This is a genomic window from Microseira wollei NIES-4236, assembly GCF_020521235.1.
GTDB lineage: Bacteria > Cyanobacteriota > Cyanobacteriia > Cyanobacteriales > Aerosakkonemataceae > Microseira > Microseira wollei.
Genome location: NZ_BLAY01000080.1, coordinates 13,037 through 38,561 on the forward strand (window position 1 = coordinate 13,037; position 25,525 = coordinate 38,561).

General features: G+C 43.0%; 29 protein-coding genes and 34 tRNA genes. 53 read left to right on the forward strand and 10 right to left on the reverse strand.

The features are described 5' to 3' along the window. Window positions 1–347: 347 nt before the first annotated feature. Window positions 348–420 (forward strand) — tRNA-Asp (locus MiSe_RS24550). On the opposite strand, the gene MiSe_RS24555 is transcribed toward MiSe_RS24550, so the two are convergent. Next, complete coding sequence (locus tag MiSe_RS24555) at window positions 412–933, reverse strand: HNH endonuclease signature motif containing protein (protein WP_226585751.1); 522 nt, start codon at window positions 931–933, stop codon at window positions 412–414. The genes MiSe_RS24550 and MiSe_RS24555 overlap by 9 nt on opposite strands. A 245-nt stretch (window positions 934–1,178) precedes the next feature. On the opposite strand from MiSe_RS24555, the gene MiSe_RS24560 reads away from it, so the two are divergent. The 14 genes from MiSe_RS24560 (at window position 1,179) to MiSe_RS24625 (ending at window position 3,389) form a co-directional block, all read left to right on the forward strand. Then, window positions 1,179–1,255 (forward strand) — tRNA-Cys (locus MiSe_RS24560). A gap of 5 nt (window positions 1,256–1,260) precedes the next feature. Then, window positions 1,261–1,337, forward strand: a tRNA-OTHER gene (locus MiSe_RS24565). Window positions 1,338–1,340: 3 nt separating this feature from the next. Further along, a tRNA-Trp gene (locus MiSe_RS24570) sits at window positions 1,341–1,411 on the forward strand. 144 nt (window positions 1,412–1,555) lie between these two features. After that, window positions 1,556–1,627, forward strand: a tRNA-Glu gene (locus MiSe_RS24575). 117 nt (window positions 1,628–1,744) lie between these two features. Next, window positions 1,745–1,829: transfer RNA gene (locus MiSe_RS24580), tRNA-Tyr, on the forward strand. A gap of 71 nt (window positions 1,830–1,900) precedes the next feature. Further along, window positions 1,901–1,990, forward strand: a tRNA-Ser gene (locus MiSe_RS24585). Between the two features lie 4 nt (window positions 1,991–1,994). Beyond that, window positions 1,995–2,069: transfer RNA gene (locus tag MiSe_RS24590), tRNA-Arg, on the forward strand. 4 nt (window positions 2,070–2,073) lie between these two features. Continuing rightward, window positions 2,074–2,148, forward strand: a tRNA-Phe gene (locus MiSe_RS24595). A gap of 7 nt (window positions 2,149–2,155) precedes the next feature. Continuing rightward, a tRNA-Asn gene (locus tag MiSe_RS24600) sits at window positions 2,156–2,227 on the forward strand. A gap of 83 nt (window positions 2,228–2,310) precedes the next feature. Further along, a complete protein-coding gene (locus tag MiSe_RS24605; RefSeq protein WP_226585753.1) occupies window positions 2,311–3,033 on the forward strand; it encodes an HNH endonuclease signature motif containing protein in 723 nt (240 codons plus the stop codon). After that, window positions 3,031–3,104, forward strand: a tRNA-Gln gene (locus MiSe_RS24610). The genes MiSe_RS24605 and MiSe_RS24610 overlap by 3 nt, the downstream gene beginning before the upstream one ends. Before the next feature lie 46 nt (window positions 3,105–3,150). After that, window positions 3,151–3,224, forward strand: a tRNA-Leu gene (locus tag MiSe_RS24615). 9 nt (window positions 3,225–3,233) lie between these two features. After that, window positions 3,234–3,311 (forward strand) — tRNA-Leu (locus MiSe_RS24620). A 4-nt stretch (window positions 3,312–3,315) separates the two neighbouring features. After that, window positions 3,316–3,389 (forward strand) — tRNA-Pro (locus tag MiSe_RS24625). A gap of 146 nt (window positions 3,390–3,535) precedes the next feature. On the opposite strand, the gene MiSe_RS24630 is transcribed toward MiSe_RS24625, so the two are convergent. Further along, on the reverse strand, window positions 3,536–4,168 hold the full coding sequence (locus MiSe_RS24630; RefSeq protein ID WP_226585754.1) for a PDDEXK family nuclease: 633 nt from the start codon (window positions 4,166–4,168) through the stop codon (window positions 3,536–3,538). Window positions 4,169–4,246: 78 nt separating this feature from the next. Here MiSe_RS24630 and MiSe_RS24635 point away from each other — a divergent pair. The 8 genes from MiSe_RS24635 (at window position 4,247) to MiSe_RS24670 (ending at window position 5,175) form a co-directional block, all read left to right on the forward strand. After that, a tRNA-Lys gene (locus MiSe_RS24635) sits at window positions 4,247–4,321 on the forward strand. Window positions 4,322–4,326: 5 nt separating this feature from the next. Continuing rightward, window positions 4,327–4,398 (forward strand) — tRNA-Lys (locus MiSe_RS24640). A gap of 27 nt (window positions 4,399–4,425) precedes the next feature. After that, window positions 4,426–4,502: transfer RNA gene (locus MiSe_RS24645), tRNA-Pro, on the forward strand. A gap of 5 nt (window positions 4,503–4,507) precedes the next feature. After that, window positions 4,508–4,580, forward strand: a tRNA-Pro gene (locus MiSe_RS24650). A gap of 54 nt (window positions 4,581–4,634) precedes the next feature. Beyond that, window positions 4,635–4,913 (forward strand): hypothetical protein, encoded by a 279-nt coding sequence (locus MiSe_RS24655; RefSeq protein ID WP_226585755.1) that lies wholly within the window; start codon window positions 4,635–4,637, stop codon window positions 4,911–4,913. 21 nt (window positions 4,914–4,934) lie between these two features. After that, a tRNA-Leu gene (locus MiSe_RS24660) sits at window positions 4,935–5,009 on the forward strand. An 11-nt stretch (window positions 5,010–5,020) separates the two neighbouring features. Continuing rightward, a tRNA-Met gene (locus MiSe_RS24665) sits at window positions 5,021–5,098 on the forward strand. Between the two features lie 5 nt (window positions 5,099–5,103). Beyond that, a tRNA-Thr gene (locus MiSe_RS24670) sits at window positions 5,104–5,175 on the forward strand. 24 nt (window positions 5,176–5,199) lie between these two features. Here MiSe_RS24670 and MiSe_RS24675 read toward each other — a convergent pair. Continuing rightward, a complete protein-coding gene (locus MiSe_RS24675; protein ID WP_226585756.1) occupies window positions 5,200–5,805 on the reverse strand; it encodes a macro domain-containing protein in 606 nt (201 codons plus the stop codon). A gap of 127 nt (window positions 5,806–5,932) precedes the next feature. Between MiSe_RS24675 and MiSe_RS24680 the strand changes: the two genes are divergently transcribed. The 24 genes from MiSe_RS24680 (at window position 5,933) to MiSe_RS24795 (ending at window position 18,059) form a co-directional block, all read left to right on the forward strand. Next, window positions 5,933–6,005, forward strand: a tRNA-Thr gene (locus tag MiSe_RS24680). Between the two features lie 8 nt (window positions 6,006–6,013). After that, a tRNA-Thr gene (locus tag MiSe_RS24685) sits at window positions 6,014–6,085 on the forward strand. Between the two features lie 11 nt (window positions 6,086–6,096). Further along, window positions 6,097–6,167 (forward strand) — tRNA-Gly (locus MiSe_RS24690). Window positions 6,168–6,649: 482 nt separating this feature from the next. After that, a tRNA-Val gene (locus MiSe_RS24695) sits at window positions 6,650–6,722 on the forward strand. Window positions 6,723–6,760: 38 nt separating this feature from the next. Further along, window positions 6,761–6,833: transfer RNA gene (locus tag MiSe_RS24700), tRNA-Arg, on the forward strand. An 8-nt stretch (window positions 6,834–6,841) separates the two neighbouring features. Beyond that, window positions 6,842–6,914: transfer RNA gene (locus MiSe_RS24705), tRNA-Arg, on the forward strand. A 135-nt stretch (window positions 6,915–7,049) separates the two neighbouring features. Further along, window positions 7,050–8,336 carry an RNA ligase family protein gene (locus MiSe_RS24710; RefSeq protein ID WP_226585757.1) on the forward strand — a complete coding sequence of 429 codons (1,287 nt, stop codon included), beginning with the start codon at window positions 7,050–7,052 and terminating at the stop codon, window positions 8,334–8,336. A gap of 317 nt (window positions 8,337–8,653) precedes the next feature. Further along, a tRNA-Ala gene (locus MiSe_RS24715) sits at window positions 8,654–8,731 on the forward strand. A 21-nt stretch (window positions 8,732–8,752) separates the two neighbouring features. Beyond that, window positions 8,753–9,202, forward strand: coding sequence for a riboflavin biosynthesis intermediates N-glycosidase (gene ybiA / locus MiSe_RS24720; protein ID WP_226585758.1), 450 nt, complete (start codon window positions 8,753–8,755; stop codon window positions 9,200–9,202). Between the two features lie 58 nt (window positions 9,203–9,260). Beyond that, window positions 9,261–9,331, forward strand: a tRNA-Ala gene (locus MiSe_RS24725). Window positions 9,332–9,384: 53 nt separating this feature from the next. Then, window positions 9,385–9,459 (forward strand) — tRNA-His (locus tag MiSe_RS24730). Window positions 9,460–9,466: 7 nt separating this feature from the next. Beyond that, window positions 9,467–9,550, forward strand: a tRNA-Ser gene (locus tag MiSe_RS24735). Between the two features lie 256 nt (window positions 9,551–9,806). Next, window positions 9,807–9,892 (forward strand) — tRNA-Ser (locus MiSe_RS24740). A 102-nt stretch (window positions 9,893–9,994) separates the two neighbouring features. Continuing rightward, window positions 9,995–10,201 (forward strand): hypothetical protein, encoded by a 207-nt coding sequence (locus MiSe_RS24745; RefSeq protein ID WP_226585759.1) that lies wholly within the window; start codon window positions 9,995–9,997, stop codon window positions 10,199–10,201. 2 nt (window positions 10,202–10,203) lie between these two features. Continuing rightward, the gene (locus MiSe_RS24750; RefSeq protein WP_226585761.1) at window positions 10,204–10,470 is read left to right on the forward strand and encodes a type II toxin-antitoxin system RelE/ParE family toxin; all 267 of its coding nucleotides are present in this window, start codon (window positions 10,204–10,206) and stop codon (window positions 10,468–10,470) included. Window positions 10,471–10,831: 361 nt separating this feature from the next. Next, window positions 10,832–13,393, forward strand: a complete 2,562-nt coding sequence (locus MiSe_RS24755) for an AAA family ATPase (protein ID WP_226585763.1) — start codon at window positions 10,832–10,834, stop codon at window positions 13,391–13,393. 182 nt (window positions 13,394–13,575) lie between these two features. Further along, a complete protein-coding gene (locus MiSe_RS24760; protein ID WP_226585765.1) occupies window positions 13,576–13,896 on the forward strand; it encodes a hypothetical protein in 321 nt (106 codons plus the stop codon). Between the two features lie 174 nt (window positions 13,897–14,070). Next, complete coding sequence (locus MiSe_RS24765) at window positions 14,071–14,613, forward strand: P-loop nucleotide/nucleoside kinase family protein (RefSeq protein WP_226585767.1); 543 nt, start codon at window positions 14,071–14,073, stop codon at window positions 14,611–14,613. Window positions 14,614–14,664: 51 nt separating this feature from the next. Then, window positions 14,665–15,243: a dihydrofolate reductase family protein gene (locus MiSe_RS24770; protein ID WP_226585769.1), complete on the forward strand. Its 579-nt coding sequence runs from the start codon at window positions 14,665–14,667 to the stop codon at window positions 15,241–15,243. Window positions 15,244–15,305: 62 nt separating this feature from the next. Beyond that, window positions 15,306–15,524 carry a hypothetical protein gene (locus tag MiSe_RS24775; RefSeq protein WP_226585771.1) on the forward strand — a complete coding sequence of 73 codons (219 nt, stop codon included), beginning with the start codon at window positions 15,306–15,308 and terminating at the stop codon, window positions 15,522–15,524. Continuing rightward, window positions 15,521–15,901 (forward strand): type II toxin-antitoxin system VapC family toxin, encoded by a 381-nt coding sequence (locus MiSe_RS24780; protein ID WP_226585772.1) that lies wholly within the window; start codon window positions 15,521–15,523, stop codon window positions 15,899–15,901. The genes MiSe_RS24775 and MiSe_RS24780 overlap by 4 nt, the downstream gene beginning before the upstream one ends. A gap of 383 nt (window positions 15,902–16,284) precedes the next feature. Next, on the forward strand, window positions 16,285–17,514 hold the full coding sequence (gene tuf, locus MiSe_RS24785; protein WP_226585773.1) for an elongation factor Tu: 1,230 nt from the start codon (window positions 16,285–16,287) through the stop codon (window positions 17,512–17,514). A gap of 318 nt (window positions 17,515–17,832) precedes the next feature. Continuing rightward, a tRNA-Lys gene (locus MiSe_RS24790) sits at window positions 17,833–17,906 on the forward strand. 81 nt (window positions 17,907–17,987) lie between these two features. Next, window positions 17,988–18,059, forward strand: a tRNA-Lys gene (locus MiSe_RS24795). A 22-nt stretch (window positions 18,060–18,081) separates the two neighbouring features. Here MiSe_RS24795 and MiSe_RS51160 read toward each other — a convergent pair. The 5 genes from MiSe_RS51160 to MiSe_RS24815 form a co-directional block, all read right to left on the reverse strand. Next, window positions 18,082–18,213 carry a hypothetical protein gene (locus MiSe_RS51160; protein WP_264196687.1) on the reverse strand — a complete coding sequence of 44 codons (132 nt, stop codon included), beginning with the start codon at window positions 18,211–18,213 and terminating at the stop codon, window positions 18,082–18,084. Beyond that, window positions 18,210–18,440 (reverse strand): hypothetical protein, encoded by a 231-nt coding sequence (locus MiSe_RS24800; RefSeq protein WP_226585774.1) that lies wholly within the window; start codon window positions 18,438–18,440, stop codon window positions 18,210–18,212. Before MiSe_RS24800 ends, MiSe_RS51160 begins: the two co-directional genes overlap by 4 nt. A gap of 77 nt (window positions 18,441–18,517) precedes the next feature. Continuing rightward, the gene (locus MiSe_RS24805; protein WP_226585775.1) at window positions 18,518–18,682 is read right to left on the reverse strand and encodes a ribbon-helix-helix domain-containing protein; all 165 of its coding nucleotides are present in this window, start codon (window positions 18,680–18,682) and stop codon (window positions 18,518–18,520) included. Window positions 18,683–18,691: 9 nt separating this feature from the next. After that, window positions 18,692–18,868 (reverse strand): hypothetical protein, encoded by a 177-nt coding sequence (locus tag MiSe_RS24810; protein ID WP_226585776.1) that lies wholly within the window; start codon window positions 18,866–18,868, stop codon window positions 18,692–18,694. A 117-nt stretch (window positions 18,869–18,985) separates the two neighbouring features. Continuing rightward, complete coding sequence (locus MiSe_RS24815) at window positions 18,986–19,153, reverse strand: hypothetical protein (RefSeq protein WP_226585777.1); 168 nt, start codon at window positions 19,151–19,153, stop codon at window positions 18,986–18,988. 160 nt (window positions 19,154–19,313) lie between these two features. On the opposite strand from MiSe_RS24815, the gene MiSe_RS24820 reads away from it, so the two are divergent. The 3 genes from MiSe_RS24820 (at window position 19,314) to MiSe_RS24830 (ending at window position 20,516) form a co-directional block, all read left to right on the forward strand. Further along, window positions 19,314–19,562: a hypothetical protein gene (locus MiSe_RS24820; protein ID WP_226585779.1), complete on the forward strand. Its 249-nt coding sequence runs from the start codon at window positions 19,314–19,316 to the stop codon at window positions 19,560–19,562. Between the two features lie 225 nt (window positions 19,563–19,787). Next, window positions 19,788–20,051, forward strand: coding sequence for a hypothetical protein (locus tag MiSe_RS24825; RefSeq protein WP_226585782.1), 264 nt, complete (start codon window positions 19,788–19,790; stop codon window positions 20,049–20,051). Beyond that, window positions 20,052–20,516: a type II toxin-antitoxin system VapC family toxin gene (locus MiSe_RS24830; RefSeq protein ID WP_226585784.1), complete on the forward strand. Its 465-nt coding sequence runs from the start codon at window positions 20,052–20,054 to the stop codon at window positions 20,514–20,516. A 17-nt stretch (window positions 20,517–20,533) separates the two neighbouring features. Here the strand turns inward: MiSe_RS24830 and MiSe_RS24835 are convergent, their stop codons facing one another. Both MiSe_RS24835 and MiSe_RS24840 read right to left on the reverse strand, forming a co-directional pair. Next, complete coding sequence (locus tag MiSe_RS24835; RefSeq protein WP_226585785.1) at window positions 20,534–20,857, reverse strand: XisI protein; 324 nt, start codon at window positions 20,855–20,857, stop codon at window positions 20,534–20,536. Window positions 20,858–20,868: 11 nt separating this feature from the next. Continuing rightward, window positions 20,869–21,291: a XisH family protein gene (locus MiSe_RS24840; protein WP_226585787.1), complete on the reverse strand. Its 423-nt coding sequence runs from the start codon at window positions 21,289–21,291 to the stop codon at window positions 20,869–20,871. A gap of 563 nt (window positions 21,292–21,854) precedes the next feature. Between MiSe_RS24840 and MiSe_RS24845 the strand changes: the two genes are divergently transcribed. From MiSe_RS24845 to rnc, 3 genes are all read left to right on the forward strand, one after another. Next, a complete protein-coding gene (locus MiSe_RS24845; RefSeq protein WP_226585789.1) occupies window positions 21,855–22,775 on the forward strand; it encodes an NYN domain-containing protein in 921 nt (306 codons plus the stop codon). A gap of 1,130 nt (window positions 22,776–23,905) precedes the next feature. Continuing rightward, window positions 23,906–24,694, forward strand: coding sequence for an NYN domain-containing protein (locus tag MiSe_RS24850; RefSeq protein ID WP_226585791.1), 789 nt, complete (start codon window positions 23,906–23,908; stop codon window positions 24,692–24,694). Between the two features lie 120 nt (window positions 24,695–24,814). After that, entirely contained in the window at window positions 24,815–25,519 is a 705-nt protein-coding gene (rnc, locus tag MiSe_RS24855; protein ID WP_226585793.1) for a ribonuclease III, read from the forward strand. Window positions 25,520–25,525: the final 6 nt, after the last annotated feature.

Sequence of the window (25,525 nt, forward strand, 5' to 3'; positions counted from 1 at the left end):
TCCAAGACCGAGCAAAAGTGGTTAGACCATCCGAACCAGCGACGATTCTAGTTACTAGAAAAGTCGAGAGTTCACCCAAGATCGTCTAACACCTCAGAGCGGCAAAAGTGAAACAAAAACTCAGCCAAATTTGAGCGATCGCCTCCGGTTTATCAGGTTGAATCAGCCCCAAATTGGTAGAGTTAGAGCGAAACTAAGCTGAGCCGAAAAAATCCATATTTTTGCGTAAAAGATATGAGATGAACTCGGAATCTGGAAGATCGAAAGCAACTAGCAATAGATCGAAACAGACACATAGGAGTTAGGCGATCGCCATTCTAACCACAAATTAAAATAGCAGAATTCATGAGGTTGTAGCTCAATCGGGAGAGCGTGGATCTGTCAAAGCCAAGGTAGCGGGATCGAAACCCGTCAGCCTCGTTGATCTAGTCCTGTAGACGAAAATAATATTTGTTTTCTGGTGTTCCGACCAGCATAGGTATGGGTTTGACTATGGCAGTTAGGACAAAGTAAACGCAAGTTTTCTAGCCGATTGTCATTGTTAACACCGTTAATATGATCTAGGTGTAGGGTAAGCGGTTTACCGTTCCAGGTTGGCTCAATACCACACTCATAACAACGGTTTTCTAAAAGCCCTGCCTCAAACAATCGACTTTTAATGTGTTTGCGCCAAATGTAGGTTGCGTTTTCCACCAGAATGTCGTTTAGGTGAGACTTTCGGGTTCGCAGTGGTGGTTTGGGAGGTACGTAATAGTCTTTGTAATTAATACCTTCCTGAGCAAGACGAGTTTTGAGAGCTTCACTGCAAGTACCAGTAACTGCTTTGAAACCGAGCGATCGCAACACTCCAGACAGACTACCAGTTTCCTCCAATAGTCTAATTAGCTCATGGGTCGGAATTGTCCAGACAACGCTTGTTTTTTTTCTAGGCATGGCAATCATATCATGTCCTTAAGATTACCCATAATCATCAGCCGGGACACGGCACGATTAACGTTATCTGTTTGTCCGAGATATCTATGATGCCGTGTCCCTACGCAACGACGAGGTGAGGTTTTTTTATTATGGGCAATTCAACGGACATGATATCAGATATTTTAGTTACGACCTTTAGTTTACTAAAAAAATGGTCTTAACTAAATAATCCATATAACCCCAATCTGGTTGGGAGTATTAACGACTGAGTACCCAAGTGGTTGAAGGGGGGAGTCTGCAAAACTCCTATGCGTGAGTTCAAATCTCACCTCAGTCTCCAAATATTGCAGCGTAACTTAATGGTAAAGTCCCAGAGCTTCATAACTTGGTTTATACGGGTTCAAATCCCGCCGCTGCGACCAAATGCAGGGATGGTGTAACGGCAGCATAGGGGTCTCCAAAGCCTTTGGTCTGGGTTCAAATCCTAGTCTCTGCGTTCTACTGCGTGTCCTAACATGAGAAGCTTACAAACTGGTAAAACTGATCTTCCAAACATCAGTAAGTAGGTTCGATTCCTACAGCCTCCGCCAACATGGGGGCTGAAAAATAGCTGCTCAAACTTGCACGCGGTAGATATATGCCCTCGTGGACGAATGGTTAAGTCGCTGCTCTTTCAAAGCGGAGGTTGCGGGTTCGACCCCCGTCGAGGGAATGAAGGCTATTTTGGCTAAAGAAAGCAAGGTTTTAAGTTATGAAATCACTCAATCGCGAGCATTTCATCAATCTAAAATCTAAAATCTAAAATCTAAAATCCAAAATAGTTAAGTTTGGGTCGGTGGCTGAGTCAGGTTAAAAGCGGTGGTCTGTAAAACCATCCTCTGCGGAGTTCGCTGGTTCAAATCCAGCTCGACCCATTAGCAATTGTTGGGTGCAATTGCAATACAAGAGAGCGTAGTTGAAACAGTTAACAATCCGCTCTCGTTTTGGAGAGGTGGCTGAGTGGTTAAAAGCATCCTCCTGCTAAGAGGAAACGGGCAGTTAATGCACGTCGCAGGTTCAAATCCTGTCCTCTCCGTTTTGAGAGCGTGGTGTAATCGGATAACATCTCAGTCTACGAAACTGAAGACTTGAGGGTTCAAATCCCTCCGCTCTCGTTTTCCCCCGGTAGCTCAGTTTGGTCAGAGCGCTTGACTGAAAATCAAGAGGTCGTCAGTTCGATACTGACCTGGGGGGCTGTTATTGCCTCATAGCTCAATGGCAGAGCGACGCGCTGTTAACGCGGGGGTTGTAGGTTCAAGTCCTACTGGGGCAGTTCTTGCCAGGTGGACGAATTGGCAAGTCACACTGTAGCCTTCCATTTATAATAATAATTGGTTGATTCCTGTACTTATTCCAATGAAATACACCAAAGAAGTTTTGGAAGAAGCTGTTAAACAGTCCTTCTCTGTAAGTGAGGTTTTGAGGAAACTTGGTATCGCAGGTGGAGGAAGTCATGGCTACATAACTAGGCGTATTAAAGAGTTATGTATTGATACATCTCACTTTAAAAAACACGGCGAAAACTTGAAAGAGTTCCGCCCCAAAAAGCCTTGGCAAGAAGTTTTGGTCTTAAATTTGAGTAACAAAAGAACGCGAGGCGTTCAACTGAGACAAGCATTGCTAGAGATGGGGAGGGAGTATAAATGCGAAAATCCCAAATGTTCCATTCAAAGTGAGTGGTTAGGACGCAAGATAGTTTTAGACGTTGACCACATAAATGGGAACTGGCAAGATAACCGCCCAGGGAATGTAAGATTTCTTTGTCCTAATTGTCACAGACAAACTGCAACCTATGGAAATAAGCGCCGACAAGTAGAAAGAAAGAAATATGTATCGCAACCAAATAAGAAAGTTCCCCACATGAAAGCCAGAAAAGTTGAGCGCCCCTCTAAGGAGGAACTGGCAAAAATGATATGGGAAAAACCAACCACTCACATAGCTAAAGATTTTGGTGTCAGTAGTAAGGCAATAGAAAAATGGTGCAAAGCTTATGAAATCCAAAAACCACCCAGGGGATATTGGAATAAACATAATCAATCCCCAAGCATAATGTTGAATCAATCTAAGTTATTAGATTGAGGAGTCGCCTAATAGGTATGGCACCGCTCTTTGAAAGCGGAAAAATGCAGGTTCGATCCCTGCCTCCTCAGTTAGTTCTCTCAAGGAAAGCGATCGCACAGAGAACAATAAATTTTTGCTCCTGTAGCCCAACTGGAAGAGGCGGCTAATTCAAAATTAGCAGGATGTGAGTTCAAATCTCACCAGGAGCATTCAATCTTGCTCCTGTAGCCCAATTGGTAGTAGGCGGCAGATTTAAAATCTGTTTTTTTGTGAGGGTTCGAGTCCCTCCAGGAGCATAAACGGGATGTGGCGCAACTTGGTAGCGCGGCTCCTTTGGGAGGAGAAGGTTGCGGGTTCAAATCCTGCCATCCCGATAAACCCCTGTGATGTAATTGGAAAACATCGCTTACTCAGGATAAGCGTCTTACAGGTTCGATGCCTGTCAGGGGTATTAGGTATTAAACCTAAATCCGTCAAGTGTGGAAACTTCAGTACTCAAATCGTAATAAGTCAACTTCCTTTAGATTTCAAGGTAAGCCAATTTGTTATCGATAACCTGAGTAACTATTTGCAGGTACTTGCGAGCTTTATCTACCTTAAAGTATGTAAACCATGAAGTATCAATAATACACAGTTCTATACCATTTTCTAAGCAAGCCTGAAATTTTCTTTCATCATTGTTTTGAATTTGCGATAGTTTTTCTTCTCCATAGATAGCCTCATAATGGAAAATACCGTTTAACTCTATGGCTAGGCCGATGGATGGAATATAGATGTCTAACTCAGCGTTAATAGCATTTTTACGATTGTAATGTATTTCTAAATGGGGATAGATTATGGATAGCTGAGATTCAAGCCAAATTTCAAGTTTTGATCGGCGATTACCTTTGGTTTTATTTCGGTTTGAATAACTAGCAGAGCAGGAGCGAGAACAAAAATTATTCTTTGTTTGCCTAATCTGGGCTTCTTCTTTGATAAATGTAGTGTTGCACCAGGCGCAAACGACCTGTTTTCTTTTATTCTGAGCTAACCAATGACATTCGTTAGAACAGAACTGCCTCCAACCTTTTTTTACATCCTGATTGTACTTACTAACACACCGAGTAAATCGTTTTTGGCAGTAATCGCACACAACTTCTACTTTTTTAATCATAGCCGTGAGGTATGGCAATAAAAGATTTATAACATAATTTTAAATTTTCAATTCCTGTCGGGAGTACTGTACTACTTTGGGTCGTTGGCAGAGCGGATATGCAGCTGCCTTTTAAGCAGACTTATCCAGGTTCAACCCCTGGGCGACCCACCAATTATGGGCGTTTGGCAGAACGGTTATGCTCCTGACTCTTAATCAGGCTGACACAGGTTCGACCCCTGTAGCGCCCATCAAATTCTGCCAGGAGCATGAATTATCCGGGTGTGGCGCAGTTTGGTTAAGCGCGTCTGTCTGGGGGGCTTTTATGTCGCTGGTTCAAATCCAGTCACTCGGATTAATCTGGGTGTGGCGCAGTTGGGAGCGCGGGAGTTTCGGGTACTCCAGGTCGCTGGTTCAATCCCAGCCACTCAGATTCTATTTGTGTTGATTTGTCATAATGGAGAAAGAAGCATTTATTAAACTAACTATGCAATGCGAACTGTGTGAAAGAGAGATGGAAAATTTAACAGTCCATCACCTAGTTACCAGACAAAATACCAAACGCAAAAAGTTAGAACCTGGCCCGACAATTGATATTTGTTCAGCTTGCCATCGACAAATTCATGTCTTATTTGACAACAAACGGCTGGCTCAAGAATTAAACAGGAAAGAAAAGCTCAGGCACGAGCCTCAAATGCAGAAATTTCTATCTTGGGTTAGGAAGCAAGATCCTGGTAAGCGCGTATCAGTTCATCGCCAAAAGTAGAGCAATTTTAAATCGATTTTTGCCCTTGTAGCCCAATTGGAAGCAGGCGCTTCCCTTAGAAGGAAGAGGTTGCTGGTTCGACTCCAGTCAAGGGCATTTGGTGACGTTGCGGGGATGGAGCAACGGTGGCTCATCAGGCTCATAACCTGAATATCAGACAGGTTCAATTCCTGCCCCCGCCACCAAAATTGCAGGTGTGGTGCAATGGCTAGCATAGGAGCGTCGTAACCTTCTGATGCGAGTTCAAATCTCGCCACCTGCTTGGGAGTATATGAGCGATCGCATCTTAATTAAAGCTGCGATTTCCTCCCTCCCAAATTTGCAGTTGTCTATCAGCAGCAACTATGCAATTCAGAAACTTGGGTGGATGCAGGAAGTTGTCATAAGCTAATGCCATCTGTCTGGCAGCTTCGTTATAGGGAACTCGCCCTATTCCCGTACCTAAACCAGGACAGGCAATGCTATTAATTTTGCGTTCGGCATATTGATTGTGTCGTCGAACTGCAAGCAGCATTGCCCACATGGCTATGTATGGAATGTCGGTGCCAGCAATAGACATTGGCACTCGCATGGTGGGTGTGTGAGCTAGAAAAGGATGTTTTGGACAATCTGTTTCGACGATAAATGATGTTCCTACAGGTTGTTCGCCCAGGAATTCTTCCAAGATGTATTGCTGAACTTTTGTCATCAGAGAGTCACCAAAGAATCTGACAATTGCTGCATCCATGCCACCATCCATCATGCCAAATGAATTGGCAGGGCTAACTAAACAGTCAAATTCTGGCAACCAATCGAAATAGTTATTGACTATTTCAACGTTGGGTAAATAGCTGAAATGCTGTTGGAAAGCTGCAAATAGTTGCGAACTAGGTGCTACCAGTATTAGTTTCAAATTTTGCGATTACCTCCGCTTAGAATGCTATTTTAGTTGCCTGGTAAAGCGCGTGTCAATATATAGGGTTGCTGGTGCGTTAGCGAAGCGTAACGCACCCTACATATAGTCCTGAATTAGTTGTAATGCAGATGTGGTGTAAGTGGTTAGCATCAGAATTTGGTATGTTCTGGATGTGGGTTCAACTCCCGCCGTCTGCTTTCAAAATGCAGGTGTGATGTAATTGGCAACATGAGGCTCTTGTAAAGCTTTCTTGCGAGTTCAAATCTCGCCATCTGCTCTTTTCAAAATGCGGATATGGTGTAGTGGCAGCATGTGAGTCTTCCAAACTCTGGGCACGAGTTCGAGCCTCGTTATCCGCTTTTTCAATTATGCGGGTGTGATGTAATTTTTAAAGCCTGATATTCCAATTCTGATAACAACATTTGGAGTCTTCTTGTTCTTGACATAATCTCTAATCATGTGTATGATTAGAGCATATCAGAATTAAGTTTCTGAATTTCCCTCACGGCTGAAAGTGCTGGAGCATATTCTAAAAATCCCTTCGGGGACATATTAGGCGTTGTTTGGTGATGTGGTAATACTAGGGACGGAGCCGTTCCGAGCGAACTAGCCAAATGATAACGACAAAACCGCAAGCAAGTAGGCGAGTCTGAAAGCAGATGTCCTAATACCTCTTAGAGCGGTTGTTCGCAAAGCTAGGAAAAATCAACCAGATAGTCATTCTGTGCAAACAGATTAGGACGAAAAGTTGATTCGGACTCCTAGCGTGAATCCCCGTTGATTTATCGCGGGGTGTGGCTCAATCAGCGCATGGGTCCCTTGTCCCATCATCCGCTTTTGTAGTCCTGTAGCTCAGTTGGGAGAGCGCCTCTCTTACAAAGAGGATGCCACGGGTTCAAATCCTGCCAGGACTATTTGACTTTAGATTTTAGATTTCAGATTTCAGATTTATGGGAGTGTAGCTCAATGGATAGAGCGCTGCGCTTCGGACGCAGATGTTGTGGGTTCGAGTCCTTCCACTCTCGCTGAAAAAGCCTCCATAGCTCAGGGGACAGAGCAGCTCTCTTCTAAAGAGATGGCCCCAGGTTCAAATCCTGGTGGAGGCGTTAGTTCAATTAGTAATTAATTAAAGGAGGTGGTTCCATTCACTGGCTAATTTTCTGTACAAAGAGCGATCGCACCTACCAAAGCGTACCCTAACATCCTCTGAGCCTGCATCTTACAAATCAAGGAGTTTTCCCATGCCTGTAATTGCTATGGAAGTAAAAACCGCGCAAAATCATCCGAATGCTGATGCGCTGCGTCTCTATAGTTTTGCAGCTCCGGGGTGGGAATCCGTGCAAATAGTTGCTAACTCAGAAAACATTTATGAGGTGGGCGATATCGTTGCGATCGCTTTAACTGATTCAGTGCTGAAAGATGGCACGAAAATCAAACCTGTAAAGCTGCGAGGCGTTTACTCTTTTGGCATGGCTCTCGGCAAGGTTGAGGAAACTATTGGCACCGAGCTGTCGGCTATTTACTGTCAAGAAACAGTGGCGCAATCGGCAGTCATACAAACATGGCCTAGCATCGAACTGCTGTACAATCTCCGCCGCAGTTTAGAAGCAGTCGGGGAAGCTCCTAAGATAACTTATCGAGCTAAAGTTAAACTCGACGGGACGAATGGTGGCATTCAAATCTTTACCGATGGTAGAGTTGCCGTCCAAAGTCGGTCGCAGATAATTTCACCAGAAAACGACAATCTCGGCTTCGCTAATTGGGTAAGTCAAAACATCGATGTTTTTGCTCGGTTGGCAAGTCCCGAACATGCGACTATTTTTGGGGAATGGTGCGGTAAAGGCATTCAAAAACGCACGGCTGTATCTCAGGTCGATCGCAAAATCTTTGCGGTGTTTGCGGTTCAATTCGGCGGCGTAGATGGAAAGTTAGCAAAACTGGAAATTTGCCCCGACAAAATCGCTGAGTTTTTGCCAAAGCATCCCGATATTTTTGTCTTGCCTTTTTATGGAGAACCGTTTATTTTGGATTTTGGCGCTCGCGAGCAACTGGCATCAGTTGTTGACACCCTCAATCAAGCGGTTGATACTGTAGAAAAAGTCGATCCTTGGGTGAAAGAAACTTTTGGCATCGAAGGGCTTGGCGAGGGATTGGTAATGTTCCCAGAAAGCGGCGAACTTTCAGAACGGCTGTCTTATGCGGAACTGCTGTTCAAAGCTAAAGGTGAAAAACACCAAGCAGTAAAAACGAAAGCACCAGTTCAAATTGACCCAGAAGTTGCTCAAAGTATTGAAGATTTTGTGAATCTTTTTGTCACACCTGCTCGCCTAGAACAAGCGGTAACAGCAGTTGGCTGCGATCGGTTTGATATGGCAAAAATCGGAGCATTTTTGCAGTGGTTTATGGCTGACGTGCAAAAAGAAAGTGCTGCTGAATTAGAGGTGGCTCAACTCTCTTGGAAAGATGTTAATAAAGCTGTGATGAAATCTGCTAAGGAATGGTATCAGGAAAAGGCTAAATCTTTGTAGGTTGCGGAACGGCAATAACTAAGAGCCTGTGCGATCGCACCCACAAAGCGTGCCCTAACATCCTTTGAGCCTACATACTTTAGTACGAGAGGAAAAGTACTACCGTCAAAACGGTAGGCGCGTGGGAACGGGGAGTGCGAAAAACCTGGGAGGTTGGCTTGAAGGTAGCCATCCTTTAAAGAGTGTGTAGTAACTCACCAGCGGAGTCCCCCTAGTATCTGAGAAAGCGCAATGCTCTGGTAACTTGCACGCTATTTTATCTGGTGCGATTGCGCTACCGCGCACGCTTCGCGATCGCTTGCGGAATTTCACTAAATGGGTCTGTAGCTTAATTAGGTAAAGCGTTTAGCTGGCTGCTAAAAAGATGTCGGTTCGATTCCGACCAGTATCCACCAAATTATCAATTGCTGAAAATTATGCCGATTTATTTTTACAGCACGAGGGGTGAATATGGTTGTTTTTCTAACTTTTCTCGCCACGGTTTTGAGCTAGATGGTGCTTGGTGGGCGACGAGCGAACATTATTTTCAAGCGCAAAAGTTTGTGACCACTGACCGCGATTGGTTTGAAAAAATTCGCGAAGTCAACAATCCGAAAGATGCGGCTCGAATGGGACGCGATCGCTCTCACCCTTTGCGTAGCGATTGGGAACAAGTCAAAGACACAATCATGCAACAAGCAGTATTGCGGAAATTTGAAACCCATGCCGACATCCGCGATATTCTTCTCGCTACAGGCGATGAATTAATTGTGGAAAATGCACCGGGAGATTACTACTGGGGTTGCGGCAAAGATGGCAGCGGTAAAAATAAATTAGGGCAGATTTTAATGGCAGTGCGCGAGGAATTGAGAATTGCTAATTGCTAATTGCTAATTGCTAATTGCTAATTCTCTGCTTCTATGACCTAGTACTGATAGTTTTCATGGGGACTTGATGTAACGGGAACATGCGATCCTTGCAAGATTGCTACAGGGGTTCAACTCCCCTAGTCTCCACTTTGTGGGAAAAACTATGTTTCGCACAAACCTAGTTTTTTCTACTAAATATGGTGTCTGAAGTCGAAGTGGTCGAGACACCAGGCTGTGACCCTGGTAATTAGCGGGTTCGAGGCCCGTCAGACACCTTTGAATGGAAGGTGCCGCCGAATGGACGGCAAGCGGCCTTGAAAGCCGTGGTACGGGTTAACTGTAGAAGTTCGATTCTTCCACCTTCCTTCTATCTTGCAAATTTGCCCGTGAACTAAAGTTCCGGCTCAAAGCTAAAACCCGTTAAAACGGGTTGGGATTTCTAGATAAATGAGATCTTTCAGTCAGTTTCAACTGACTTTAGCTATTAGCCGGAAATTTATTTCTGGGCGGGTTATGAGAATGATGCAAGAGCTGAATCTAAGTTTCGCACCAGAGGCGGAAATAGTGACGCGCACAGCCGATAACTGTGTTTTAGGAGGGGCAGTACCTCCCTGGTGCATGGGGAAGATGCCGCTGATTGGACGGCAACCAGTCTCGAAAACTGGGGTACAGGTAACACTTGTAAAGGTTCGATTCCTTCATCTTCCGTTTGACCACCGAAGGCGGAAATAGTTGTGCTGATATGGCACAATTCTGAGAACGAGCGGTGTGTTAAATTGGTGTGGTAAGCACAATAGAGTTTTGTAGAATATGACTTTCAGTGATGTGGTCGAAACAATCAAGAGTCTCTCTACTGACGAAAAGCAAGAGCTTCAACTGTTATTGAAGCAATATATTCGTGAAGAGCGTCGTGAAGAGATGTACGAAAACTTTAAGTCAGCCCAGCTTGAACAACAAAAAGGTGAATTGATATTTTCCGCCAATATTAATGAACTGAGACAACTAATAGAGGAATAATCGTGGAAGTCAGTTTCAGTTCTTCATTCAAGCGGGCTTTCAAAAAGCGCATCAAAGGTAATGCCGATTTGGAGGCGAAATTTTGGCAGAAGTTAGAACAGTTCATCTTAGAACCGTTTGAGCCGGGTTTGAAAACTCATAAATTGTCAGGCAGGCTCAAGGAATTTTGGAGTTTTAGCGTAGATTACGACGAAAGAGTATTGTTCTACTTTACAGAAGATGGAAAAGCTGTGTTTGTAGATATTGGGAGTCATGACGAAGTATATTAGACCTCTCCAACAAAGAATCTAGAACCCTTGTCCTGTCTAGACGAAAACCTAATTATTGGAGAAGTCTATTGAGCAGCAGCTGAAATAGTCATGCACACAGTCGATAACTGTGGTAGGATTAGTTAGAATACAGGCTCTGTATTTTTTGGTGACAATCTGTCAACCCCGCACTTACTAAGGGGTTAATAGATGCTTGTCACACTCTCAGGTTTGTATAACAATCTGGTAGCATATAGAACCTATGCGTCTTGACTCCGTTTTCATCAGGTTTTACAAATCATTTAACGTTGACTACATGAGGCAACATGATTCCAGGGTTCAGAAAAAGCCCTGGGAGATCATTAAATCTGGCGATGCTGAAATGTGGTATCCCTACATTCAAGTACCAATAGACTCTAAAATAACAGCTGTCGTTGGTGCAAATGAGTCTGGTAAATCACATCTTCTAAGTGCTATTGAAAAGGCAATTACTGGAAAGGATTACAAGGAACAACCAATTTCCTCAAGAGATTTCTGTCGCTACTCAGAACGTTTCCTCGTAACTTCTGATAGGAATCACCTACCTGATTTTGGTACAGAGTGGTCTTGCGTATCTGAAATAGAGTGTAAACGGATAAAATCACTATCTGATATTCCTCAAAGCCGTTCATTTGATAAATTTTTCCTGTTTAGAACTGGCAATAATCTGCTAACTATTTACCTTGCTGAAGAGGAAGCAAAATATTCTAGATACCAAGTTGACCCTGAAAACAATAATGATTTCAAAGATATCCTTCCAGGAACTCGCAGACTGAAAAGTAATATAGCTCTTCCTTCAAGCATACCAGTTCAGAAGATCGTTCAAAAAGTGACGGGAGAGTCTAACTGTACTAGATATGAAATTCTTTCAGCTAGGGAGCGTCAGAGAATTCGCAAATTAATAGATGAGTTTTACAAAAATCCTGAAAAATTCAACCAAAATAAGGCTGTATATGGTTCTAATGAAGATGCACGCTCAAATAAAGTAATACAAGAACTTATCAGCATTTTGTCTAATCCTGACAGCAACTTAAATGAGGAAGATATAGATAAGCAGGAAGAAGAAGTTAATCTGGCCTATAACCTACTGTGTAAAATTGCCGAGGTCAAAGAAGGATTTTTACTAGATTTAGCTAACTCTATGGAAGCTAATGATGTAGGTTATACACAAGCCTTGGTTGACAAAATAAATAGACAGTTATCGGCAAATCTAAATTTTCCAAATTACTGGGTTCAAGATAGTAAATTTCGCTTGCTAATGTCAGCTAAAGATCACAACCTTGAGTTCACAATACTTGATAGGACTGGTAGTAAGTACTCGTTTGAAGAACGTAGTAGTGGACTGAAATATTTCCTAAGTTACTTCATTCAGCATCGTTCTTATGAACCACCCGATCATGTTCCCGAAATTCTTCTGATGGATGAGCCAGATGCTTTCTTATCTAGTCAGGCACAACAAGATCTATTGAAGATTTTTGAAGAAGTAGCAGGCTTGAAAGATAGCAAGTTTGCATCGCAGGTTATTTACGTTACTCACTCACCTTTTCTAATAGATAAAAACCATGCTGAACGAATTCGTGTTCTAGATAAGGGCAGTGACTATGAAGGCACTCGTATGGTAAAAAGTGTATCTAAAAATCACTATGAACCATTACGTTCTGCATTCGGAGCTTTTGTAGCTGAGACTGTTTATATTAGTCATTGCAACTTGATGGTAGAAGGCCCTGTTGATCAAGTACTTCTCGCAGGCGCTTCAACATATCTGCGTACTTTTGAAATTGCATCCAAACGAGAGTCTCTTAACCTGAATGAAGTTACTATTGTCCCTGCTGGAGGAGCCTCAAACATTCCTTATCTAACTTATCTGGCGCGTGGACGAGACTCAGAACAGCCAGCCGTAATTGTTTTATTAGACAGCGATAAAGATGGGAATCAAGCCAAAAAAGAGTTAACAGAAAAAGGTTATGGACCCAGGAAAAAAGCACCTCTTAAAAAAGATTTCGTGCTTCAAGTTGGTGATTTGAAAAACTGTGGTATAAATTTTGCGGAAAAGCTTTCAAGCCCTGAAGTTGAAGATTTGATTCCAATTCTTATTAGTGTATTGGCTGCTCAAAAGTTTGCTTTAGAAGTGCGCGGTATTAGAGAACGTGATGTAAAAGATATTACAGAAGAATTTGTTCAAAAGAGGGTAGAATCCGGTGAAACGATGTTTGATGCAGTGAATGCTTGCGTCAAGGCATGTTCAAAAGAGCCACACGATCTTGATAAGGTTGGTTTCGCACGAAGTGTTATCGAAGTAGTCAACGCATTGAAAAAGGACATCAATCGAGAACACAGGTATACTGAGGCTTTAGATAAATTTGAATTTAACTTCAAGACATTATTTAGGGAACTTGATAAACGGAAATCTCTGGCAGAGCTTGAACGCACTAGAGAAAAAGCTTCTCAGAAAGTAAAAGATCTTGAGGAAAGCTTTTTCGCCAATCATCCAAATAGTGCTAATCGAGAAGACGTTGTAGAGTTTTTAGAAAAGCTAGAAGCATTATTACTATTAGACAGTAGTTTTGATGGTGATGAAATTAGAAAAGGGATAGCAGGCATTCGTAACGACTATAAGTTGCAAGTTAATTTGGGAGAGCGTGTAGAAAACTATGAACAATTTAAACTTGATGTAGAACGTCTTAAGTACTTAGGAAAGTTTGCTAGTCAAGAGAGGGCAGAACATGATGGAATTAGTAGTGATGCTAATAGTATGTCTAGTCCATTGTCAGACAATTCTGTTTTAGCTGATAATGCTTCAAACCAAGATGATTCAGCCAACACTTCACCATCTAACTCAAAATTTACAGATGGTAGAAAACCAAAAGCTGGCAAGAATGAAAATCAGGATGACCCTGCCACCTGAGAGAAATCTCTTCTTTCCCCAGCAGCCTAACAATGGGGTAAAGCTGATAGCAAGGAGAGATAGGTATTGAGTTAGAGGTTATCTGTTGCCGCTCACATTTACCGTTAGCGCATTAAATATGCGATCGCATCCCCAAAACTCATAGGAAATACCTTCTTATTTCGTGGAAAAGAGGAAGAACTATGATTAGTTGGAATTATCGTGTTTTCCAAGAACCCGACGGCGATTATGCGATCCGAGAAGTGATTTATGGTGAAAATGGCGAGATCGTTGGTTGTACTGAGAATCCGGTTGAACCATTCGGACGCACGCTAGAAGAGTTGGCACAAAGTATTGAGGATTTCAAAGCGGCTCTTCAACTACCCGTCTTGACACTTGAGGATATGCCAAAGCTACCGACATCTCCCAAAAAAAGATTGCGATCGCGCACAATATCAAGCGAACAACTCCGGATACAACTTGGGTTAATTAATCCAACTAATTCAGAAATAAGTGCTTCGTGAATATTGTTGTGAAAAGCCTACGGTATAGCGAAGCTATATCTGTCGTCATTGCGCTTGATTATTAGCGCAGCAAAGATGCGTAGGAAATAGCCTTGTCGTTAGCGATCGCATCCCCAAATCTCTTGTTTCACAAAGCGCGATCGCTTCTATATCTAGACTTTAATCAAGGTAAAAATGGAATTATTATTTATTTATGGCCCTGCCGCTGTTGGCAAATTAACCATAGGTCGCGAACTGGCAAAATTAACTGGCTTTCGTCTTTTTCACAATCATTTGACAGTAGATGCTGTCATGGCTGTCTTCGATTTCGGTAGCGAACCATTTATTAAGTTGCGCGAACAGATTTGGCTTTCCGTTTTCCAGGAGGCTGTTCAGCATGATGTGTCGCTGATTTTTACCTTTTCACCAGAGCGAACAGTTCGGACTTCTTTCATTCAGGATACCCTTGATACCGTCGAGAGAGGGGGAGGAAAAGTTCTATTTGTCGAATTAACTTGTCCGATTGAAGAATTAGAACGACGGATTGAAAATCCATCGCGAGCAGAGTTTAATAAATTGCGATCGCTTGAAGTTTTTCGTAATATCCGTCAAGCCGGAAAGCATCTATACCCCAAACTACCAAATTCTGGACTAACAATCGATACAAGTCAGATGACTCCTCAAGCAGCAGCGCATAAAATATGTGATTTTTTTGGATTAAAAGTGCTACAAGGTTGAAAATTTTGCTCATCGTTCATATATCCACTCCAGTGGATTGGAGAGTTTAATATGCGAGAACTAAAGTATTACGTAGCTTGCAGTGTTGATGGGTTTATTGCTCGCAAAGACGGCTCATTTGAAGGCTTTCTCCAGGAAGGCGAGCATATCGCAGGGTTGTTTGAATCTTTTCCCGAAACTTTTCCAGTTCACTTTCGCAACGCACTGGGTATCCATCCAGAAAATAAGTGCTTTGATGTCGTTCTAATGGGGCGCAAAACATACGAGGTGGGGCTAAAATTTGGTATTACTAACCCTTACCCGCACCTGAAACAGTATCTCTTTTCACGCAACATGAAAGCAAGTCCAGATCCGAATGTTGAACTCGTCTCGGAAGATGCGATCGCATTTGTCAAAAGTTTGAAAAATGAAACAGGCAAGGACATCTGGCTTTGTGGTGGTGCAGATTTAGCCGCAACGCTGTTTGCCGAAAAATTGATTGACAAGCTAATCCTCAAAGTCAATCCATTTATAATGGGTTCAGGAATTCCGCTTTTTGGAGGAGCGAACGCGCCAACCGATCTAGAACTCACCGACAGCAAGATTTATGGAAATGGTGTCTTAGTACTTCATTATCGGGTGAGAACTTGAATCGCTGTGGTATAATATATGCCTGATGTAACAGTTATACAACAATATTGTACAATAAAGGCATGAATATTGAATCTCTCAAATTAGAATTAATTCAGTGGATTTTATTGTTGAAAGATCTTCAACTTTTAAACGAAATCCAAAAATTTAAAGAAAATGCAGTGGAAAATAGTGTTGCGGTTCAACCTCGTCAATTTGGTTGTGGCAAAGGCATTTTTACTTATGTGGCAGATGATTTTGATGCAACACCTCCAGGTTTTGAAGAATACATGCTGCCATGAAATATCTCATCGATACTCACATTCTGATTTGGTTTATTGAAGGGGATGAAAAGCTTTCCGAAGCAGCACGCTCGTTAATTGCTAATCCTGCCAATGAAATTTACGTTAGCCAAGCTAGCTTGTGGGAAATGACCATCAAGATTAGTATTGGTAAATTGTCATTGTCGATTTCGCTTTCCGAGTTAGAACTATTTCTGGTCAGTAACCAGTTTCAAATTTTAGAAACTCAATTTCGTCATTACGAAATCTTGCAGGATTTGCCCTTTCATCATCAAGATCCTTTCGATCGCATGATTATTGCTCAGGCGAAAGCAGAAAATTATACAATCATCACCCATGACGATCGCTTCAAACTGTACGATGTAAAATTACTCTGATTTGAAATAGATTTTAGATTGAATTCCAATCTGCAATCTGAAATCTGCAATTTGCAATTTGCAATTATTTTTTCCCTTGCCTGCCGGATGCAGACCTATCTTTCCTAAAGATGGAGTGTCAAGTTCGACTCTTGAGCAAGGGGCTGATTTGATTTTAGATTTTAGATTTTAGATTTTAGATTTTAGATTGAATTATCTATTTCAATCTGCAATCTTCAATCTCAAATCTGAAATTCATTGGAAGGTGCGGCTGTGTGGACGGCAACTGGTTTGGAATACCAGCGTGCAGCTTCATGCTGTAGAGGTTCGACTCCTCCACTTTCCGTTTATTTGTTAACGGTTTGTTAACAGCTATTTCTAACCAAAAGGAGGATCTAAAGTGCATGGCACGCACCAAATTTGAACGGAAAAAACCCCATGTTAATATTGGCACGATCGGTCACGTTGACCACGGGAAAACTACTCTAACGGCAGCAATTACTATGACTTTGGCTGCGCGAGGACAAGCTATCGCAACATCCTACGATCAAATTGACTCGGCACCGGAAGAAAAGCAACGCGGCATTACCATCAATACTGCCCACGTAGAGTACGAAACCGATTCGCGCCACTACGCCCACGTAGATTGTCCCGGACATGCGGACTACGTAAAAAACATGATTACGGGTGCCGCGCAAATGGATGGTGCAATCCTCGTTGTATCAGCAGCAGATGGCCCAATGCCGCAAACGCGGGAACACATTCTGTTAGCGCGACAAGTCGGCGTGCCTTATCTGGTTGTGTTTTTGAACAAAAAAGATCTGGTGGACGATGAGGAAATTTTGGAACTGGTAGAACTCGAAGTCCGCGAACTTTTGAGTTCTTACAACTTCCCCGGCGACGAGATTCCAATTGTGGCAGGTTCGGCTTTTAAAGCGTTAGAAAAAATGACCGCCAATCCCAAAATGCAACGTGGTGAAAATGAGTGGGTGGATACAATTTACCAACTCATGGATGCGGTAGATTCTTATGTGCCAACACCTGTACGAGAAGTCGAGCAACCGTTCTTAATGGCTGTGGAAAATGTTGTTTCTATTACTGGTCAAGGAACCGTCGCCACGGGTTTGATCGAACGGGGTGAAATTAAAGTCGGCGATCCGGTTGAATTGGTTGGTTTGAAGGACACAAAAAGCGCCGTTGTCAAGGGAATAGAAACATTTCGTAAAAGCCTGGATAAAGCGATCGCTGGCGACAATGCTGGTTTATTGCTGCGGGGTATCCAAAAGCAGGAAATCGAACGGGGAATGGCACTTGTTAAACCTGGTTCGATTACGCCGCATACCGCATTCGAGTCTGAAGTGTACGTTTTGACAGCAAAAGAAGGTGGTCGCAAGACGCCATTTTTTGCCGGATATCAGCCTCAATTCTTCGTGCGGACAACCGATGTTACCGGGAAAATATCATCGTTTATGGCAGATGATGGCAGTGTAGCCGAAATGGTGATACCGGGCGATCGCATCAAAATGACCGTCGAATTGGGGAAAGCGATCGCCATCGAACAAGGAATGCGTTTCGCCATCCGCGAAGGCGGTCATACCATCGGCGCTGGCGTCGTTTCCAAAATCCTCAAATAGACTTCTCCAATAATTCTTGTGGGGTGGGCATTCTGCCCGCCAAAGAGAGTAGTTTTTGGAGAAGTTTAATAGCTTACCTCCAGACAAATTCCGAGCAGAAAAGTATGACAAATTTTCACATCTTGCATCTGCCCGACGACCCGCCCGGAAATCAATTTCCGGGCTAACAGCGAAAGTCCATTAAAATGGACTGAAATATTGTCTGAATTGCTAGTCCTCTTAAGAGGACTTTCGCTATTAGCCTGCGAATTGATTCGCAGGCGGGTGATGATACATATGCAAGATCTCTGCTTTTCTGCTTTTATCTCAAAATATTGTGGGAATGTAGCTCAATCAGGCAGAGCAGTAGGCTCTTAACCGAATGGTTGCAGGTTCAATTCCTGTCATTCCCATAAGAGGATTTTAGATTGCAGATTGAAGATTGCAGATTTAATTCCAATCTGAAATCTTCAATCTGCAATCTGCAATTATTTGGGTGGTTGGCATAGCGGCTGTGCAGCGGTCTTTTAACCCGCCCAAGATAGGTTCGATTCCTATACCACCCATAGGAATTTTAAATTTTAAATTTTAGATTTTGGCTTGAATGTTGACTGTTGGATTCAAGTGTTTGAAAAGTAGGGGCACGGCGTGAGTAAATAAAAGCGACAAACCGAAATATTGATAATGCCGTGCCCCTACCGCACATGGGTTGACTTTCATTCAGTTATGGCGTCTACACCCGGTTCATGGGTGGCTGTGGGTTGTAACCGAATCATCAACTGTCTTAGCAAGAAAGCGTTGGCATTCCAAGCGGTATAAAGCGTTGCCCCTTTTCCCTTCAGCCTCAAAATCTGTTGAGCTTTGTCGTGGCAGATAGTCGCCAGCAGACTGACGACAGAAACCAAGCCCAGTTCATCCACAAGGGCTTCGAGTTGATCTTGTGTCATAAGTAAACCTTCAGGGTTGACTATTACCCTAATTTAACATAAAGTACCTTTTAAGGGTACTATAAGTGTACTTGAAGTTACTTGCTTTCTGGTTCGTCTACGAGGTTGTATTCCTTGACAGCCGCCATCACCAGCAGAGTGGACATGGGGACTCCTGTCTGTTGGGAGATTTTTCTCAGTTTGTCATGCAAGCTCTTAGGTACCGTGACTTTAATCACAGCCGTCTCTTCTTTTTGGGCCATTTTCAGCAGTTATCCCCGATCGGTGGTGTTTTTGTCATCTATGAGCTTATATTCTTTGAGAGTTGCCAGGATCATCAGTTTAGACATGGATATTCCCGATTCGTCAGATAGTTTCTTCAGCTTTTGGTAGATTCGGCTAGGCATTGTGACTTTTATGGTTTTAGAACTTTCCTCTTGTTCAGCCATTTTCAGCAGTCATACTTAAGATGACACCAGCTTATCCGCTTTCTGAGTACTGATAAAGGGTAGCTATAACCCTTGGAAGTACCGATTTAGTGGTAGAGGCGGGGTAAAAGATAGCTTTTACGAGTTTGAACGTTCCCCGCTGAGGTTATACTTTTCTATGGCAGCGATGAGCAGTAAGGTAGCCATTGGAATACCTCGGTTCTCCGATAGCTCTTTCAGCTTTTCGTGAATCTTTTTGGGCATGGTGACTTTAAGAGAAACTGTGTCTTGCTTTTTCGCGGTCATCTCGGTAGACAGTAAACTAACCTGATTATCTGTCCTATCCTGCCTTGGGTTGGTAAATACCCCTTGGGGATGTCTTAGTCAGGGTATCCTTGTGGGATGGCAACTAAGGTTACACTCAGCATCAAGCTAGACCCTGAAGTCAAGACTAATCTACTTTGTCATGCCTGCACCTAGAGTAAGTCCAGAAGCGGCATCCGCAGCAATTGTCTTCTTGATTAATGATGGTCTGTCGTCCGAATGGTTACGGTGTTACTTTACTCTTGAGTTGGCACTTTCCACATCTGTGTATTGGGTACTTGGAGAGTGGGATAGCTCTGGGCATAAAAATCTGGGAGCATTTAAGCTTGAACCAACTTTAGAGAACTTCCTCACAACAGTTGTTGCAGAAGGAAAGAGAAGATGGTGCTGACTTTTAACAGATAAATGAGTTGATTGAATACCTAACAATTCGTTGCACCGGACGGTTAGTGCGATCGCATTACCGTAGCTTGGGTTGACGATTGTTACTCAACGCTCACTGAGATAAGTAGAATATTGTGGAAGAAAGCGATCGCAATTTTTCGGAGCGATCGCTTTTTTAGTACTGATGACCTAAAATAGTCACTAAACGACTCCATACAAAAGACTGAAGGCTATGACACAAGCAACTCTAAATCAAATATTGAGCCAGCTTGACACTCTTGAACTAGAAGAACTTCATCAACTCAACCAAACAATTCAAAAGTATCTAGCTGATAAAGAAGAAATTGCCAAGCGAGCCGCATTTCATCAAGCACTACTTGATTCAGGCTTGGTCAAACAAATTAAACATCCTTTGTACGAGCCAATTTCTCAGCGACGGTTAATTCAAGTTGAAGGAAAGCCTGTTTCCGAGACTATTATCGAGGAACGCAGGTAGATGGCAATATATTTCATTGATAGTAGTGCATTGGTCAAGCGTTATATCTCTGAAACTGGTTCGACTTGGGTTTTAGGATTATTTGATCCTGCGTTAAGTAACGAAGTATTTATCGCAGCAGTCACTAGCGTAGAAATTATTGCTGCAATTACACGAAGATCTCGTAGCGGAAGTATCAGCATCACGGATGCAGCAGCGACACGTAGCCAGTTCAGAAGCGATCTGCTAAAAGACTATCAAATTATTGAAGTCACAGAAACTATTATCAATTCTGGAATGGCATTAGCTGAATCTCACGGATTGCGAGGTTATGATGCTATTCAACTGGCAGTTGGTCGAGCAGTTAATACCCTTTGCATCAACAATGGATTACTTCCTATCACTTTTGTATCCGCAGATAATGAGTTAAATGCAGCAGTAATAGCAGAGGGATTGGCAATTGAAAATCCTAATAACCATCCGTAGGATATTTCCCAATTCTTTTAGCCCACGGCATAATCGCTAAATTCCCGCATAAAAGGCGGATGAAACCCCAACACAATATCAGATTTGGGTACGCCCAAATCTACTATATCGGACGCAATATCATGCTCCGTTGAATTACAAAAAATCCAAAATTTTTCATTCCGAATCGCAAGATGGATCGCGCATTGATGAATCCATCGCTGATGATGCCAGCCCAAATGAACAATTTGATAGTGATGCCGCTCCGTATCAAAAATAGTTTCAACTTCAATCTCACCATAGGCAGGCTTAACCTGGGCATAACCCACCAATAATTGCTGCACAATTTGCTGATAATGCATTAATTTATCTGTCAGGTTTTCCCTAGGACAATCTGCTCCAATTTAATATCATATACAACCAGTTTAACTGCATTCTCTTGCACGATTGAGGCGGGAAAATCAAGCTGAAAAAAGCTGTTGTATGTCAGATCGGGAACTGCCAAATATAGGACGCGATCGCGTTCCTCACGCCGCAGTGCCGCACGATAGTTAATAAACTGTCCCAGTGCCATATGAAACTCTGAAATTGCCGATGCGCTAGCCAGAAAACTTTTGATTTCAACCGCAATTTTCTCACCAGCCCGCTCTGCTGCGAGTAGCCGTTCTGCGCCCAGATCGATCTCCATGTCTACACCACCCACTTTAATCTGTAATCGATCGTGGGTAACGTCCCAACCATCTTTGATTAGAGCATTTTTAACGACCTGATGAAAGCGATCTTTTTGATGTTTCACGATCCCAACCTATCACAATGCTCTCCAGACACCCAAAGAATCAATGGGTTTCCCGTCTCGCATTCTCTCGTCTTGGTGAGTACATCTACTCAAAACATCTTCGCCTAGTCCAGCGACCCAGGATTGTGAGTGCGATCGCATCGCCTTTGGTTGGGTTGACAATTGTTACCCAACCCTCACTCAGATAAGTAGAATATTGCGGAAGAAAGCGATCGCTTCGCGCCAGGGAGGCATATCGCTTTCAGCATTTCATTTAACAGAGTGTATTGACAAATAATTAATCTTATGCTAATAAACATAAAAACAGCCAAATCCCCATTCTAAAGTGCAAGATCTTGGTGTTAGTCTCAGCGGGCAGGCTCGTTAGTATCCGGATCGGTGTCTGGTCACCCGACTGGCTGAATATTCAGCTCGATATCTCTTCAAGTGCTTGACTCAGTTATCAAAGGATGGCAAAATATTCGGCTTAATGTTCGGCGAGTGGGTTGACCCGACGCTGGGCAGGATACCAAGGAGCCTACCGCTAAGACTTTCATCCAACTCATGTGGCTGGTGGTAGTTTTTTGAACAAAGCTTGGTTGCAGCTAGATGCGCGATTTATCTATGCTGTCGCATCAACCAATTACCGTTGTGGATATACTAAAATGACCAACATCAATCTCGCTTCAAACCAACCAAAAGCACCGCAAAAAACCTTAGTTTCGATTTATTGGAACTATCAAACTGCGCCCTATGTCAAGATAGCTGAGAATTTGTTGACTTTTGCTGAGTCGCGAGGAACTGTGGTAAACCGTCAGGTTTATAACAATTGGAGTCGTGAAAACAAAGCTAAACAAACTCTAGAAAATCTCGATTTTGATTGCATCGATGTTGTATCGAGAATCGATAGCGCTGTAGATTTCCAATTGTCGATAGACTGCGGTATCGACCCTGTAGATATAGTTATTATTGTGCTGGGCGATCGCTACGGTGACAATTTAATTGATGTCTTGCAGAAAACCGATAAAGACGTGATAGTTTTTGCTCGCAAAGGGCTGGAGGGTAGACCGCTCAAAAAGCTGGTTGATGAATTCTACATCATCGATGATTTACCTGGGTTAGTTGCAGATAAGACTCAGCCAGAAACTCAGCCAGAAACTCAGCCAGAAACTCAGTCAGAAACTCAGTTAGAAACTCAGTCAGAAACTCAGTCAGAAACTCAGCCAGAAACAAATGGCGCCCCGCCTGAGATGCCTTACGATCGGGCGATAGAGCATCTGCTGGATGCGATTGAGATAGTTCAAAGCCAAGGTAAGGCTACAGTATATACCCGCGTTTGCAACCAGATGCTGAAGCGCTTTCCACCAAATGTGGTATTTTCATCTATCACTAAGCCTGATGGCAAGAAATTTTCCTCATTTGGTAAGTTTGTTGATGCTGCTGTAAAAGATGGGAGAGTCCGAGTTAAAAATCAAGAATTGTTTTTGGCTCGAAGGAAAAAATAACACAACATTGTAGGGGCACGGCATTCAAAAAACTTTGATTTGGCGCAATCATTACTCATGCCGTGCCCCTACCCCCGTTGATTCTTACCCACAACGATCATAGAAACCGGATTTGGCGCGTAGGGGCACGGCAATCATAAAATTTCCCCTTGTACAGAAGATTTCGGATGTTCCCTACAACATTGACGACGATTTTTGATAGAAACCGGGTTTCTTTGTATAATACCTTCGCCAATTTTCTCAAACGCCCACACCCTGAAGGGTGTGGCTACACAAACTCTCGCCCGCCTGCGCGGGCTGAAATCCTTGTAGGCTGCCTTCGGCAGCCTTTGAATGCAATAGCCGCACCCTTCAGGGTGCCGGATACAAGGTGAAGGTGTTGATAACAGAACTGGTTTGCTATGCGATCGCTACCCAGGAAACTAGAGATCTACAGGAGTTACCGAGTTTCTGACCTCGTTGTGGGTAAGCACAACATTGTAGGGGCACGGCAGCAGTAATTTTTGCCGCCAAATCAAAGTTTTTCTTTAGCCTTAGCCCCTACCTCCGTTGATTCTGACGCACAACGATCCTAGAAACCGGATTTGGCGCCTCGGGGCACGGCAATCATAAAATTTCCCCTTGTACAGAAGATTTCGGATGCCGGATTTGGCGCCTCGGGGCACGGCAATCATAAAATTTCCCCTTGTACAGAAGATTTCGGATGCCGGATTTGGCGCGTAGGGGCACGGCAATCATAAACTTTCCCCTTGTACAGAAGATTTCGGATGCCGTGCCCCTACAACTCTTGACACCAAATTGAAATTGTGCTATCAAACATACAGACAGCAAACAGATTCACACTCAAAAGCGTCAAATCTTGATGGCTGTCTCAGCGGTAGGACTTGCATTATCCTGCCCATCGAGTCAACCCGTTATCTGATTTTTCAACCTGATCTATGGTCAATTCATTGACTAAACAGTCAGGGGGTTGACCATAGATTAGGTTGAATGCTCAGGCAACGGGTTGACTCGATGCTGGGCAGGATATTACAAGTCCTACCGCTGAGACTGGAACCAAAAGACTAAAGCTAGATGTGTGGTTTGCCGATGCTGTCGAGCAACCAAACTAGAAATTAGGATTTACCAAGATGAAAAATACTCATCTAGCTGTTGGCGTACAAACAAGCCAGCATGAACTTTTAGTCACCCTATATTGCGATCTTCAAAACGTCTACTCAATTCTAGAACACGCCGAGCTATTACTGGCTTTTGCCAAGTCCAAAGGACGTGTAATTAGCAAAAAGGTCTACTATAATTCACAGTGTAAAAACCAGGCTTCTGCAAAAGATAAGCTAAAGAGTCTTGGTTGTGACTGTGTTGATGTTCCTTGTCCTATCAAGAACAGTGCAGACAATCAAATGATAGCTGACTGTCTTGAGGCTATTGACAGCAATTCTTGTCCCGACATAGTTATCCTTGTCTCAGGGGATGGAGACTTTGTAAAATTGGTTCGTATTCTGCATAAGTTGGGCAAAAAAGTCATAATCCTTGCTCAACGAGGTAATGTCAAGCAAAAACTGAAGGAACTTGCTGATGAATTCTATTTTTTAGACGATTTGCCTCAATTAGTTGAGGGAATGACTCAGAAAGAGACAGATTCCGTTCAGTGTCAGATTGCTTACAATAAGGCTATCGAGTACCTGCACGAAGCTATCAAGACTGCGTTAAGCAAAGGTGAGTCTACAAACTTTTCTCGGATTGACAACCTGATGCGTCAGCTTTTCCCCTGCTATAAAGGAGTTTCCTCTATTTGTAAGCCCGATGGGAAGAAGTTTTCAAAGTTTAGTAAGTTTGTTGAGGCGGCTGTAAAACATGGAAAAGTACGAATGCAGAATCAACAATTGTTGTTAATTGAGGCCGATAAACTGGCTGCTTGAAATCTTTTTACCTCAGCTTGACAGATTTTCAGAAACCCGGTTTCTTGAAGAAACCGGGTTTCTAAGTCGAGAGCGATCGCATCTAAAAGCGATAAAAGCGATAAAATTTTTATGGACTCCATGATGACAGTACAACCGATAAAAATGTCGATTCCCACGTTTAAAAATGAAAAACTCCTGCGCCTTGCGCTGACTCACCGTTCTTATGTCAACGAAAACCCTGGGGAAGGGGAAAATAACGAACGCCTAGAGTTCTTAGGTGATGCTATCCTGACTTTTTTAAGCGGCGAGTATCTGTATAAACGTCACCCGGAAATGGGAGAAGATGAACTGACTCGTCGCCGCGCAGCATTGGTAGATGAGAAACAGTTAGCAAAGTTCGCTATCGAGGTAGGTTTAGATTTCAGGATGCGGTTGGGTAAAGGCGCAATTCGAGATGGAGGTTTCACGAATCCAAATTTGCTCAGCAGTACTTTTGAATCCTTTATTGCTGCTTACTATTTGGATAACAATTCCAATATCGATCCAGTGCGCGCATTTGTGGAAAAACTGTTTGAGTCCGTGCCTGAAAATGTTGTTGAAATTCGCTCTAATGTAGACTCGAAAAATCGATTTCAGGAATGGGTGCAAACAAATATTAGTCCTACTCCCCCTAAATATGTCACAGTTCAGGCAGGCGGAGAAGCTCACGCGCCGGAATTTCTTGCTAAAGTGTTTGTGAATGAAAAAGAGTATGGAGAAGGTAGAGGGCGTAGTAAAAAAGATGCTGAGAAGCGCGCTGCTGAAAATGCCCTAGCCAATTTGAAAAGACGAGGGCTAATGTAGAAACGC